Source organism: Shinella sp. S4-D37 (assembly GCF_040812195.1).
Classification (GTDB): Bacteria; Pseudomonadota; Alphaproteobacteria; order Rhizobiales; family Rhizobiaceae; genus Shinella.
Window position 1 is genome coordinate 3,407,799 of record NZ_JBFNXL010000005.1, and the last position, 13,330, is coordinate 3,421,128.

A 13,330-nucleotide genomic window follows, 5' to 3' on the forward strand; every position below is an offset into this window, starting at 1 on the left:
TCCCGCGCGTTGACAACACCGAGAAATTGCATCCATATCGTCACCTCCGAGGGTGGACGAACAAAGAACATGCGTGTGTTGAAGCTGGGCGTTTCGGCCCTCGCGATCGTTGCTGGCTTTTTTCCGGCCTCCGCCGAGGTCCTGCCGCGCGGCCCGGCCGTCGACGGCGCCGTCGTGGACCGCAAATCCGGCGAGGAAGTGCGCTTCGTCACGGTGGAGAACTGGCGGGGCGTCGAGGTCAACCAGGACCTCATCGCCGGCGACACGCTTCGCACCAATGCCATCGGCAGCCTTGCCATCCGCTTTTCCGACAACACGCTGGTGCGCATGGCGCGCGAGACGGTCCTGCGCGTGCGCAAGATCGATGGCGCGTCCGACAGTCTGCTCAACCTTGAAGGCGGCACGATCTGGGGCCGCGCGGACCGCGGCGGCAGCGGACTTACCGTCGACACGCCGGCGGCGGCCGCCGCCATCCGCGGCACGGACTGGACACTGCGCGCCGAGGGCGACCGCACGACGCTGACCGTGCTCGAAGGCACGGTGGAGCTTTCCAACGCGCAAGGGTCGGTGACGGTCGGCCAGGGCGAGGGCGCCGTGGCGCGGATCGGCGAGGCGCCGCGCAAATACATCCTCGTCAACCTCAGGGAGCGCGAGCAGGTCCTGCTCTACAGCGAGGTGCGCGGCACCTTCGCCAGCCTGCCCGTAAGCGGCGTGGAGAGCACGGCCGCCCGCGCCGAGCGGCGGCGCATCCTCGACATGCCGGAGGCCGGCCGCAGCCGCGAGGACTGGCTGACGCTTGCCGAGACGGCGCTCGCCTATGACGGCAGGGCGGCGGCGGAGGCTGCCCTTTCCCGCCTGCCGCGCCCGCTTCCCGCAGCGCTGGAGGCCCGCGCCGACCTTGTCGAGGCGATGATCGCCGGCCAGGCGACCCGCTATGACGACGCGATCCGGCTGTTCCGCAAGGCGATGCCGCATCTTTCCGGCGAGCGGCGCATCATGGCGAAGTATGGCGAATGGATCGCGCTCTCGCTGGAGAACCCCGACACCGATGCGCGGCCGCCCGCCCTCGACCGCGCGCCGCGGACCGCCGGCGAGGCCATCGCCCAGGCCACCGTCATCGCCAATCTGCGCGGAGAGGTCGAGGCGATCGAATTCCTGCGCCGGGCCGAGGAACGCTTCCCCGGCGAGGCAAGCCTGCCGGCCATGCGCGCCGGCATCGCCTACGAACTCGACGACCGCGACGAGGTGCGCGCGGCGCTCGCCCGCGCGAAGGCGATCGATCCGGACGATCCCGCCCATCTGCTGGTCAGCGCGCGGTTCCGCGCCACCGTGTCGAGCGACGTCGACGGCGCGCTCGCCGATCTCGACCGCGCGGTGAAGGCCGCGCCCGGCGACGATGCCGTGTGGAACGAAATCGGCATCCTGAAGAGCGACCGCAACGCCATCGTGGAAGCCAACGCCGCCCACCGGCACGCCATCGCCCTCAACCCGGAAAACGCCGCGCTGCACGCCAACCATGCCCGTTTCCTGATGGACAACGACCAGATGGTCGCGGCGAAGGCGGCGATCGACGCCGCCGAGGCGCTCGACCCCACCTCCTACGCCGTGCTCGCCGCCAAGGGCCGCTATCTCCTGCGCATGGGCAGGACCGCGGAGGGCGAGAAGGTCCTGCAGGAGGCCGCCGCCGTCAACCCGACCGCCGGCGACGCGCTGATCGGCCTTGCCATCGCCAACTACCAGAGCGGCGCCGATGCCGAAACCGCCCAGGCGCTCGACAATGCCGACCGCTTCGACAAGGACAATCCGAGCATCGCCCTCCTCCGCGCCGGCATCGCGATCGACGAGTTCCGCGCCGACGATGCCATCCTCAACGCCCGCGAGGCGCTGCGCCGCCGGCAGGCGCGCGGCGGCTACTATTCCGGCTACGACACCAACCGGCAGGTCTCCTCCTATCTCGGCGTGGCGCTCGACAATATCGGCCTCACAGAATGGGGCCATTTCTACGCGGACCGGTCCTACGATCCCTTCGTCTCCACGACCTATGTCGACGAGGCGACGGCCGGCGGCGGCAGCCCTTTCGTGGGCGCACCGCTTTCCGGCCTCGACCGTTCCTCCTCCGGCAGCTCCTCCCTCGCATCGGAGCTTCAGGCCCGGCTGTTCGCCCCCCTGTCGGTCGCCTCGGAGGAAAAGCGCAACAGCCTGGAGACCCGCAACTTCTTCGAGGCCTCGCTGGGCGGGACGCTCTCGGACTACGGCGCGGACACCGGCTGGGCGAGCGATATCCTCCTCCAGGGCACGAGCTACACGCCCGTGCCGGTCAGCTACTATCTCCAGGGCGATATCACCCGGCCGGAGAGCGCGCGCGAGAACGACGAGAACGATCTTCTGGGCGGGCTCTTCCGCATCGGCGTCAAGCCGACCCTGACGGACAGCGTCTATCTCTTCGGCAACAGGATCCGGCAGGAGGTCGGCTATCCGGGCCAGATCTCCAATCCCGCCCCCTTCAACGACAGCGTGACGGATGCTACCGAGCTCGGCGTCGCCTGGAGCCACGTCATCGGCGAACGCAACGTGGTGCAGGCCTTCGCGGTCAACCGGCGGGTGGACGACCTGACCCGATACCGCTGGATCGACGACGCCGATGAGGACGACGATATCCCGCCGATCCCCTATCGCATCAACGAAAAGTCGCGGGAGGACGTTTTCACCTATGGCGTCGGTCATCTCCTCGGCATCGGGCCGCTGACGCTGCGCTACGGCATGGAGGCGGCGGAGAGTGATTTCCGGGTCTCGACGATCGCGACCAACCTGACGACCGGCGAGATCGAGGACCTTGGGGCCGCCAACGGCGGCAGTTCGGCGACGCGGGCCTATATCGACGGCTATCTGGAGCTTTCGGACAGGTTGCAGGTCCAGGCAGGCGCCTTCCAGTCGCGTTTCGACGGCGACAGCCCGCGCTGGGGGCCGGTCGACTACCGGCTCGGCATCGCCCTCGCACCGAACGACAGCCACTGGCTGCGCGCCTACTATCGGCAGGATACGCAGTTCGCCAGCAACTACACGCTCTCGCCAGTCACGACGGTCGGCCTAGCGCCGATGGAGCTTCCGCTCTTCCGCGGGGGGCAGACGCAGACGACGGCGGTGCGCTGGGATGCCGAGTGGAACGAGCGCTTCTTCACCGCGGTCGAATACCAGCACCAGCGCTTCAACGGCCTGACGCTGACGCCGGAAGACTTCATGGCGAGCTTCCTGACGGACACGGGCAAGATCGACCGCCTGCAGATCAGCGCCAACTACTGGGTCGGCGACGGCCTCGGTGCCTTCGGCTCCTTCACCTGGAACACCAGCAAGGACACCACGACCGGCTGGGATCCCTCCTTCGCCGTGCCACTCGTGCCCGACTATGTCGCGCAGGTCGGCTTCACCTATGTGCATCCCGCGCGCTGGACGGCGACGATCGCCCAGAGCTTCGTCGGCCCGCGGCTCGGCTCGCACTATTTCGAAGAGGACGGCACGCCGGGCGGCCTCACGCTCGACAGCTACTGGACGACGGACGCCGCGCTGACCTGGAAATCGGAAAGCGGGCATCTGGAGGCCGGCTTCAGCGTGCTGAATATCTTCGACAACGATATCGACATGGCCGACCGCCTGCCCGCCCCGGGCCGCACCTTCCTCGCGACAATGAAGGCGCGGTTCTGAGCAGCCGCTTGACCCGCCTTCGGCCCGCGCTAGTCTTCCCGTCATGGCCGACGAACCGCTGATCGCAACGGAACCGCAACCCTTTCTCGAACGGGTGCGCCGGCAGTTGCGCGGGCTCTATTTCGGACGCGACCGGGAGGCAATCCGCTTTCAGGTCGCCATGCTCCTCGTCGATCTCGCGATCCTCGGCTTCTTCATCGCGGGACCGTATCTGCGCAGCGGATCGGCCTATATCATCGTCGATTACCTCATCGCCGCCGTCATCGCCTTCGAGCTGGCCGCGCGGGCGCTGATCGCGCCCAACCTGCGCTACTGGGCGATGCGGCCGATGACCTTCGTGGATATCGTCGTGCTCGGCACGCTGCTCTTTCCGGGCCAGTTGCACAATTTCGCCTTCCTGCGCGTCCTGCGCATCTGGGCGATCAGCCAGAGCAAGCTGGTGACGCTGCTGTTGCACCGCATCGGCCACGGCGACAAGGAGGAGGTCATCCAGGCCTGCGTCAACTTCCTCGTCTTCCTCTTCCTCGTCACCGGCTTCGTCTACAGCAACTTCTTCTACGGCGCGAAGGGCTTCGAGGGCTTCGTCGACGCGCTCTACTTCTCCGTCGCCACCGTCACGACCACCGGCTTCGGCGACATCATCCTGCCTGGCACGCTTGGAAAACTCACCTCCATCCTCACGATGATCATCGGCATCTCGCTCTTCGTTCGTCTCGCGCAGGCGATCGTCCGGCCCTACAAGGTGAACTTCCCCTGCCCGCAATGCGGCCTGTCGCGCCACGAGGCCGATGCCGTGCACTGCAAGGCCTGCGGCCATGTGCTGAACATTCCGGACGAGGGCGCCTGAACCACCCTGTCTTGGCCCGCCCCGGCTGTTTTCGCGCGCCGGGAAAGGTGCTACTTTAGAAAAGTCGGATTAACCGGCACACCCGCATTGCAAGACCGTATTCTCCAATGGACCAGAGGGGAGCCGTCCATGCGCACTATCCTTGTTTCCATAGCCATTACCGCCCTATCCTTCGGTGCTTCTGCCGCACCGTCGCTCGCCGGCATGATGCCGGATGCCGCGACGATCCGACCGGAAAGCGCCGTCGAGCTTGCCACGCACTATTACGGCCACAAGCCGAAGTGCTTCTGGAAGAAGATCAAGAAATACGACTATTACGGCAACCTCATCATCAAGAAGGTGAAGGTCTGCCACTAGGGTCTTGCCGGCCAGGACGAGGGGAACCGCCGCCGCGACGAGACAGGACGGGTCGTGCACCTCATGTACCGGGAGATGGGTTTCCGCGCTCCTGCGACGCATGAAAACGCTCCGGCGTCTTGTTTTCACGCCATTGCGGGCGCAAAACCGCTCCAGCACTTTTGCTGGAATTGTTCGGGACCCGTCATGCCGCTTGCTGGAAAACGCATCCTCCTCGTCCTGTCCGGCGGCATTGCCGCCTACAAGAGCCTCGACCTCATCCGCCGGCTACGCGAGCGCGGCGCGGAGGTTCGCCCGGTCATGACGGCGGGCGCACAGCAATTCGTCACGCCGCTTGCCGTCGGCGCGCTTTCGGCCGGCCATGTCTATACCGATCTCTTCTCCCGCGAGGACGAGCAGGATGTCGGGCATATCCGGCTGGCGCGCGACTGCGACCTCGTCGTCGTCGCCCCCGCCACGGCCGACCTGATGGCGAAGATGGCGAACGGCCTTGCCGACGACCTTGCCTCGGCTGTGCTGCTTGCCACCGACCGGCCGGTGCTCATCGCCCCCGCCATGAACCCGAAGATGTGGGCGCATCCGGCGACCCGGCGCAATGTCGCGGCGCTACGCGGGGACGGGCTCGCCTTTGTCGGCCCCAATGCCGGCGAGATGGCGGAAGGCGGCGAGGCGGGTCTTGGCCGCATGGCCGAGCCGCTCGAGATCGTCGCTGCCGTGGAAGGCCTCCTCGACGGCGGAACAAGGCCGCTCGCCGGCCGCAAGGCCGTCGTCACCTCCGGGCCGACTCATGAGCCGATCGACCCCGTGCGCTACATCGCCAACCGCTCCTCCGGCCGGCAGGGCCATGCCATCGCCGCCGCGCTCGCCCGGCTCGGGGCCGAGGTGACGCTGGTGTCCGGTCCCGTCACGCTCGACGATCCGCCGGGCGTCAGGGTCGTCAAGGTCGAGCGGGCGAACGAGATGCTGCAGGCGGTGCTCACCGCGTTGCCGGCGGATATCGCCGTCATGGTCGCGGCCGTCGCCGACTGGCGCGTGGCGACGCCGAACACGGAGAAGATCAAGAAGCAATCGGGCGAAGGCCCGCCGCCGCTGATACTCGCCGAGAACCCCGATATCCTGAAGACCGTCGGCCACCATGCCAAGCGCCCGGCGGTCGTCGTCGGCTTTGCTGCCGAGACGCAGGACGTCGAGAGCAACGGCCGGGTGAAGCTGCAGAAGAAGGGCGCCGACCTCATCGTCGCCAACGACGTCTCGCCGGAAACGGGCATCATGGGCGGCACGCGCAACAGCGTGAAGCTGATCACCGCCGGCGGCGTCGAGCAATGGCCGGACCTTTCGAAGGACGAGGTCGCCGGGCGCCTCGCCGGGTGGATCGCCGAACGGCTTACCTGACGAGGGCGAGGCGGCCTTCCATCGCCTGCGCCGGCCGGCCGGCGGGGGAGAAGATGCGCACGTCGACGCCGTTCTCGCCGAGCACGACGGCGCTGCCGTCGGGAATCTCCACCCAGGCTTCCGTGTCGTCGTTCAGCGGCTCGGAGACCAGGCAATAGCCGCCAGTCGCGCCCATCGGCGCGGCATAAAGGGTCGGCGCGGCATAGTCCGTCGCATAGCGCACCGCATAGAGCTGGTCGCCATCGGTAAAGGCGGCAGTAAAACGCACGAGCACGCGGCGCTCCAGATGGGCGGCGAGCCGCTCGACGAAGGCGATCGTCTCGGCCATGGCGCCGAGCGGGTCGCGGGCAAGGCCGAACTGCAGGGCGAGCAGGAAGAGCAGCTCCGAATCGGTCGAGCCGGTGCGGGCCGTGTAGAGATCGTTGTCCAGCATGGTTTCGAGCGGCCGGCGCAGCTGCTCGAAATCGGCGATCTGACCGTTGTGCATGAAGGACCAGATGCCGTGGACGAAGGGATGGCAATTGTCGCGCCGCGTGCCGCCGCCCGTCGCGGCGCGCACATGGGCAAGGAAGAGCGGCGAGCGGACCTGGCTGGCGATGCTCCTGAGGTTGCAATCGGACCAGGCCGGCAGGATATCGCGGTAGCGCCCGGGCTCCGGGCGCTCGCCATACCAGGCGATGCCGAAACCGTCGCCATTGGTCGCCGTCTTGGCGCGGGTGGCGCAATGGGATTGCTCGATCAACGAATGAGCGGGCGAGGACACCAGTTCCTCAAGGAAAAGCGGCTCTCCACGATAGGCTGCCCAACGGCACATGACGCTATTCTCGCTCTCGAAGGCCGGTGGGGACCGGTGGTGGACCCGACGCATTAACCATGGCACTGCCCGGATTTTCAACGCAAATGGGTAAAAATGCGTTAACGAATGTAAACGGGCCGAAACCATGCGTGTCATTATGACCACAGCGGCGAGAGGCGCAGTTTCCGACGGAACATGTTTTTGTGAGCCGCACCTTCGTCAGGCCGGCGCATTGACGCGCCGCCGGTAAGCCCTATCCTTCCGCCATGCCCCGCGGCGGGAGGATGGACCATGCGGATCGACGGCCAATGCCATTGCGGCTTCGTGACCTACGAGGCGGAGATCGACCCCGAGGCGGTCTCCATCTGTCATTGCACGGATTGCCAACGCCTGACCGGCTCGCCCTATCGCGTCACCGCGAGCGTCCCGCGCGAGGCCGTGCGCCTCACCGGCAATCCGCCGAAACTTTATACGAAGACCGCCGGGAACGGCCGCAAGCGCCTGCAATATTTCTGCCCGGAATGCGGCTCGCCGCTGTTCACGACGGGCACCGACGAGGACGCGGCGACCTGGGGCATCCGCTGGGGCAGCATCAACCAGCGCGCCGCGCTCTCCCCGAAAAGCCAGATCTGGTGCCGCTCGGCCCTCGACTGGTTCGGGGAGACGGCGGCGCTTCCCGGCGTCGCACGGGATTGAAGCGTGGCGAGGGAGCGTTTCCAGATCGTCCGCACGGGCCTCGACGGCATCGAGGCGGTTTTCGCCGACAGCCGGCACAGCTTCGCGCGCCACACCCACGAGACCTACGGCATCGGCCTCATCGAACGCGGCGCGCAGAAATCGGCCAGCGGACGCGGACTGGTGGAGGCGGCGGCCGGCAACACGATCACCGTCAACCCCGGCGAGGTGCATGACGGCGCGCCGCTCGGCGATGCCCCGCGCGCCTGGCGCATGCTCTATCTGGAGCCGGCGATCGTCCGCGCGGCGGCGGAGGATATTTTCGAAGGACGCCCGCGCGAGGAATTTTACGCGCCGGTACTGGACGACAGGCGCATTGGGGGCCTGGTTTCCCGTCTGCTCGCCCTGCTTCTCGACAAGCAGGCCACCTCGCTCGGCCGCGAGGAGCAGCTTCTCCTGCTGCTTGCCGCCGTGCTGCGCGAAGAGACGCCGAGACAGGACGGCCCGGCAGCCATCAATCGCGCCCGCGACCGGCTCGACGGCGACCCCGCTTCGGCCGTGACGCTTGAAGACCTTGCCGGCGATTGCGGGCTCGGACGCTTCCGGCTGGTGCGCGATTTCGCCCGGCTCACGGGCCTGCCCCCGCACGCCTACCTGCTCCAGCGCCGCACCGAACTTGCCCGCCGGCTCATCGCCGCCGGCACCCCGCTCGCCGAGGCCGCCGCCGCGGCCGGCTTTGCCGACCAGAGCCACATGACGCGCAATTTCACCCGCCGCTACGGCTACACGCCTGGCGCCTATCTCGCTGCCCGCGCCTGAACCGCCTGCAATTTCGTTCAAGACCCCGGCGCCCTTCCGGTGTTCCCTGCCGCCTTTCAAATCGCACGGGACCGGACATGACCCTGGAATTCCTCATCACCTCGCTCGTCGTCATCCTCCTGCCGGGCAGCGGCGTGATCTATACGCTGGCGCTCGGCATCAGCGGCGGGTTCCGCGTCGCCGTTCTGGCCGCCTTCGGCTGCACCCTCGGCATCGTTCCGCATATCCTCGCCAGTGTCGCCGGCCTTGCTGCCGTGCTGCATGCCAGCGCGCTCGCCTTCGAGGTGCTGCGCTATATCGGCGTCGCCTATCTCCTGTTCATCGCCTGGAGTCTGCTGAGGGACAGCAATGCCCTGGACCTCGGCCCCGAACAGACGCCGGCCGGCAAAGCGTCGAGGATCGTGCGCAAGGGCATCCTCACCAACATCTTCAACCCGAAGCTTTCGCTGTTCTTCCTCGCCTTCCTGCCGCAGTTCATCCCGGCAGGCGCCTCCGGCGAGGCGACGGGCGAGATGCTTGTCCTCGGCGGCGTCTTCATGGCCCTCACCTTCCTCGTCTTCGTGGGCTATGGCGCGCTCGCCGCCGGCCTGCGCCGGCAGGTGCTGAGCCGGCCGAAGCTCATCGCATGGACGCAGCGCGGCTTTGCCGCCGCCCTTGGCTTCATGGGGCTCAGGCTCGCGCTCGCGGACCGTTGACGCTCAGGTCGCGGACGCGTGGAAATGATGCAGCGGGCCGTGGCCGGAACCGACGGTCAGCGCATCCGACAGCCGCACGGCCCCTGCGATGAAGCGCTTGGCCGCCGCCACGGCATCGGCGAGCGCAAGCCCCTTGCCGAGTTCGGCGGCGATCGCGCTCGACAGCGAGCAGCCGGTGCCATGCGTGTTGCGCGTCAGCACCCGCACGCCCTCGAACCAGTGCAGCCCGTCTGGCGTCGCGAGCACGTCGGGGCTCTCGGCGCCCGGCAGGTGCCCGCCCTTCAGCAGCACCGCCTTGGGGCCGAGCGCCAGCAGCCGCCTTGCCTGGTCCTCCATGCCGGCCCGGTCCACGGCCTCCGCTTCGCTAAGCAGCGCGGCGGCCTCCGGTAGGTTCGGCGTCAGCACGCTTGCACGCGGCAAGAGCCGTTGCGTCAGCGCCGCCACGGCCTCCCGCGCCAGAAGCGAGGCGCCCCCCTTGGCGACCATGACCGGATCGAGCACGATGGGGACCTCGCGATGCGGCGACAGGGCCGCGGCCACCGCTTCGGCGATCTGCGCCGAGGCGATCATGCCGATCTTCACCGCATCCACCCGGATATCGGCGAAGACCACGGCGATCTGTGCGGCGACGAAATCGGGCGGTACGAGATGCACGCCGAAAACGCCCTGCGTGTTCTGCGCCGTCAAGGCCGTCAGCGCCGCCATGCCATAGGTGCCGCGCGCGGCAAAGGTCTTGATATCCGCCTGGATGCCCGCGCCGCCCGAGGGATCGGAGCCCGCGATCGAGAGAATGTTTGCGATTGCGTCGGCCATCTCGCCTCCTTTTCGGCAGGGGCGGCCTCGGGGCGACGGCGATGCGGCACCCGTTCGACTCCCTCCGCCGGCATGATCCGGTTCAGGTTCAAAGGGTGCTTCTCAGCCCGCCTTCCGGCGGACGCCCCTGTCTCGAACGGTTCTCGCAAATGCAGGGGCGCCTGTCACGCCGAAAGTGGCAGGACCCCGGCCCGATCACGCCTTGGTGACGTGATATTCCTTGATGGCGACCATCTTGATCGCCGGATAGCGTTCCGCCTCGTAGCGCAGCGAGAAGGCGTCCTGTGCCAGGAAGACCGGGTCGCCGTCGAGGTCGCGGGCGATATCGCCGCGGCGCTGGGTGACGAACTTGTCCAGCTCCGCCGCGCTGTCCGACGAGATCCAGCGGCAGACGGAGAAGCGCGACATCTCGAAGGAGACCGGCAGGCCGTATTCCGTCGAAAGCCGTTCCTTCAACACGTCGAGCTGCAGCGCGCCGACGACGCCGACGATGGCGGGCGAGCCGTCTTCCGGCGAGAAGAGCTGCACGACGCCCTCTTCCGCCATCTGCTGCAACGCCTCCTTCAGCTTCTTGGCCTTCATCGCGTCTTCCAGACGCACGCGGCGCAGGATTTCCGGCGCGAAGTTCGGCACGCCCTCGAAGACTAGCGCCTCGCCTTCCGTCAGCGTGTCGCCGATGCGGAGCGTGCCGTGGTTGGGGATGCCTACCACGTCGCCGGCATAGGCCGTGTCGGCCAGCTGGCGCTGCGAGGCGAAGAAGAATTGCGGGGCCGACAGGCCGATCGTCTTGCCCGTGCGGGCAAGGCGCACCTTCATGCCGCGCTCCAGCATACCGGAGCAGACGCGCGCGAAGGCGATGCGGTCGCGATGGTTCGGGTCCATGTTGGCCTGGATCTTGAAGACGAAGGCCGTCATGCTGTCTTCCGAGGCGTGCACCTTGCGCACGTCCGCCACCTGGTCGCGCGGCGGCGGCGCAAAGGCACCGAGCGCGTTGATGAGGTCGCGCACGCCGAAATTACGGAGCGCCGAGCCGAAGAAGACCGGCGTCATGTGTCCTTCGAGGAAGGCTTCCTGGTCGTAGGGCCGGCAGGCCTCGCGGGCAAGCTCCAGCTCCTCGGTGAAGACGGCCCGTTCGTTTTCCGGCAGGTTCTTCGCCACCTCCGCGGGATCGTCGATCCTCGTCGGCTGCACCTGCGTATCCGAGCCGCGGAAGGTGCGGTCGGCGAGGTGATAGGAGCCGCAGAAGGTCTTCGAGCGGCCGACCGGCCAGGTGACCGGGGCGGTATCGAGCGCCAGCTTCTCCTCCACCTCGTCGAGGATTTCGAACGGGTCGCGGCTTTCGCGGTCCATCTTGTTGACGAAGGTGATGATCGGGATGTCGCGCAGGCGGCAGACTTCGAAGAGCTTCAGCGTGCGCGGCTCGATGCCCTTGGCGGCGTCGATGACCATGACGGCCGCGTCCACCGCCGTCAGCGTGCGGTAGGTGTCGTCGGCGAAGTCCTCGTGGCCGGGCGTATCGAGGATGTTGAAGACGTTGCCGTCATATTCGAAGGTCATCACCGAGGTGACGACGGAGATGCCGCGTTCACGCTCGATCTTCATCCAGTCCGAACGGGTCTGGATGCGGTCCTTCTTCGCCTTCACCTCGCCGGCGAGCTGGATGGCGCCGCCGAAAAGCAGGAGCTTTTCCGTGAGGGTCGTCTTACCGGCGTCCGGGTGCGCGATGATCGCGAAGGTGCGGCGGCGGGAGACCGCCTCTGCAAGGGTTTCGGCCATTTTCTGCAATATCCTGTGAGTTGCCGCGGTCTTTACAGACTCCGCCGGGAAGATGCAATTGACGGGGCGGGACTACGGCCGGCTTATGGGCGCATGAACGCACATGCTCCCGCCCGACCCACGCTCAACCTTCTCCGCCTGCCGCACGGCGCGGGCATCGCGCTTCCCGCCTACGAGACGGGCGGCGCCGCCGGCATGGACCTGCGCGCCGCCGTGGGGGAAGACCGGCCGCTGACGCTCCCCCCCGGCAAGCGTGCCTTGGTGCCGACCGGCTTCGTCTTCGAGATCCCGTCGGGCTACGAGGGGCAGGTCCGCCCCCGCTCGGGCCTTGCCTTCAAGAACGGCGTCACCTGCCTCAACACGCCCGGCACGATCGACAGCGACTATCGCGGCGAGGTGCAGGTGCTGCTCGTCAATCTCGGCGAAGAGCCCTTCGTCATCGAGCGCGGCATGCGCATCGCGCAGATGGTGATCGCCCCGGTCACGCAGGTCGCCGTGCACGAGGCGGAGACGGCGAGCGAGACCACGCGCGGGGCCGGCGGCTTCGGGTCCACCGGCGTGCGCTAGGGCGGTGCCCGACCGAAAGCGCCTTTGCTTCCGCTCGGACTATTTCGGCGACAGGGCCGCCTGGCTGGCGTTCGCCGGCCTCCTCGAGGACATATTCGGCATCGATGTGACGGTGCTGGACCGGCTCGGCGGGCCGGATCCGACGAGCGTTCCCTTCGCCTGGTTCGACGGCGCGGGTCGCTGCATCGCCAATATAACCGCCTTTTCGCTGCCGCTCGTCGTCGACGGCACCTTCGTGCGCGCCGCGGGCCTGCAATCGGGCGCCGTGCGGCCGGAGCATCGCGGCCGGGGGCTCTATCGCGACGTCATGGAGGCCGCGCTGCGGCACTGCGATGCGGAAGGGTTCGAGGCCGTGGCGCTGCTGACCGATACGCCGGACCTCTACCGTCGCTACGGGTTTCGCGCGCTGGCGCAGCACCGTTTCACCGGGTCGGCGCCGGCGGGCGGACGGGCGGGCCCGCTCCGCCGGCTCGATATCGGCAGCGAGGCCGACATGACGCTGCTCGGCCGCCTGCTCGACGGCCGCCGGCCGGTGTCGGACCGGTTCGCGCCGCTCCGGCAGAAGGAGATGTTCCTCTTCAACGCCGCGCTGACGCCGGATATCAGGCTGGACCTCATGGAAGAGGCCAATGCCGTAATCGCCTGGCAGATCGGCGAGGACGGCGGCTTCGAGCTGCTGGACATCGTCGGCGCGCATATTCCCCGCCTTGCGGATATCCTGGCGAGCCTGCGCATCGCCCCTCCCCGCGTCACCGTGCGCTTTGCGCCCGATCACCTCGGCTGGGCGGGCACGGCCGTGCCGGATGCGGACGACATGGTGCTGATGCTGCGCGCGGCGGAAAGCCTCTTGCCGAAACAGCCTTTCGCACTGCCGCCGACGGCCGGGTTCTGATA

At 67.8% G+C, this 13,330-nt stretch carries 12 protein-coding genes and 1 riboswitch; of the genes, 9 read left to right on the plus strand and 3 right to left on the minus strand.

From position 1 onward, the window contains the following. The first annotated feature begins 69 nt into the window (after window positions 1-69). The 4 genes from AB3G45_RS24195 to coaBC all read left to right on the plus strand — a co-directional run bounded on the left by AB3G45_RS24195 (window position 70) and on the right by coaBC (window position 6,295). Complete coding sequence (locus AB3G45_RS24195; protein WP_367832958.1) at window positions 70-3,699, plus strand: FecR domain-containing protein; 3,630 nt, start codon at window positions 70-72, stop codon at window positions 3,697-3,699. 43 nt (window positions 3,700-3,742) lie between these two features. After that, window positions 3,743-4,546 (plus strand): potassium channel family protein, encoded by an 804-nt coding sequence (locus tag AB3G45_RS24200; protein ID WP_367832959.1) that lies wholly within the window; start codon window positions 3,743-3,745, stop codon window positions 4,544-4,546. Window positions 4,547-4,675: 129 nt separating this feature from the next. Continuing rightward, window positions 4,676-4,903 (plus strand): hypothetical protein, encoded by a 228-nt coding sequence (locus tag AB3G45_RS24205; RefSeq protein WP_367832960.1) that lies wholly within the window; start codon window positions 4,676-4,678, stop codon window positions 4,901-4,903. 186 nt (window positions 4,904-5,089) lie between these two features. Continuing rightward, on the plus strand, window positions 5,090-6,295 hold the full coding sequence (coaBC, locus tag AB3G45_RS24210) for a bifunctional phosphopantothenoylcysteine decarboxylase/phosphopantothenate--cysteine ligase CoaBC (RefSeq protein WP_367832961.1): 1,206 nt from the start codon (window positions 5,090-5,092) through the stop codon (window positions 6,293-6,295). Here coaBC and AB3G45_RS24215 read toward each other — a convergent pair. Then, window positions 6,288-7,109 carry a class II glutamine amidotransferase gene (locus AB3G45_RS24215; RefSeq protein ID WP_367832962.1) on the minus strand — a complete coding sequence of 274 codons (822 nt, stop codon included), beginning with the start codon at window positions 7,107-7,109 and terminating at the stop codon, window positions 6,288-6,290. The genes coaBC and AB3G45_RS24215 overlap by 8 nt on opposite strands. Window positions 7,110-7,382: 273 nt before the next feature. On the opposite strand from AB3G45_RS24215, the gene AB3G45_RS24220 reads away from it, so the two are divergent. The 3 genes from AB3G45_RS24220 to AB3G45_RS24230 all read left to right on the plus strand — a co-directional run bounded on the left by AB3G45_RS24220 (window position 7,383) and on the right by AB3G45_RS24230 (window position 9,280). Continuing rightward, window positions 7,383-7,787 (plus strand): GFA family protein, encoded by a 405-nt coding sequence (locus AB3G45_RS24220; protein WP_367832963.1) that lies wholly within the window; start codon window positions 7,383-7,385, stop codon window positions 7,785-7,787. A 3-nt stretch (window positions 7,788-7,790) separates the two neighbouring features. Continuing rightward, window positions 7,791-8,585, plus strand: coding sequence for an AraC family transcriptional regulator (locus tag AB3G45_RS24225; protein WP_367832964.1), 795 nt, complete (start codon window positions 7,791-7,793; stop codon window positions 8,583-8,585). Window positions 8,586-8,662: 77 nt separating this feature from the next. Further along, complete coding sequence (locus AB3G45_RS24230) at window positions 8,663-9,280, plus strand: LysE family translocator (RefSeq protein WP_367832965.1); 618 nt, start codon at window positions 8,663-8,665, stop codon at window positions 9,278-9,280. A gap of 3 nt (window positions 9,281-9,283) precedes the next feature. Here the strand turns inward: AB3G45_RS24230 and thiD are convergent, their stop codons facing one another. Then, the gene (thiD, locus tag AB3G45_RS24235) at window positions 9,284-10,093 is read right to left on the minus strand and encodes a bifunctional hydroxymethylpyrimidine kinase/phosphomethylpyrimidine kinase (RefSeq protein WP_367832966.1); all 810 of its coding nucleotides are present in this window, start codon (window positions 10,091-10,093) and stop codon (window positions 9,284-9,286) included. A 42-nt stretch (window positions 10,094-10,135) separates the two neighbouring features. Beyond that, window positions 10,136-10,232: riboswitch (TPP riboswitch) on the minus strand. A 56-nt stretch (window positions 10,233-10,288) separates the two neighbouring features. Beyond that, window positions 10,289-11,869 (minus strand): peptide chain release factor 3, encoded by a 1,581-nt coding sequence (locus tag AB3G45_RS24240; protein WP_367832967.1) that lies wholly within the window; start codon window positions 11,867-11,869, stop codon window positions 10,289-10,291. 93 nt (window positions 11,870-11,962) lie between these two features. On the opposite strand from AB3G45_RS24240, the gene dut reads away from it, so the two are divergent. Together dut and AB3G45_RS24250 are read left to right on the plus strand one after the other, a co-directional pair. Further along, entirely contained in the window at window positions 11,963-12,436 is a 474-nt protein-coding gene (gene dut / locus AB3G45_RS24245; RefSeq protein ID WP_367832968.1) for a dUTP diphosphatase, read from the plus strand. 4 nt (window positions 12,437-12,440) lie between these two features. Further along, window positions 12,441-13,328 (plus strand): GNAT family N-acetyltransferase, encoded by an 888-nt coding sequence (locus tag AB3G45_RS24250; protein WP_367832969.1) that lies wholly within the window; start codon window positions 12,441-12,443, stop codon window positions 13,326-13,328. Window positions 13,329-13,330: the final 2 nt, after the last annotated feature.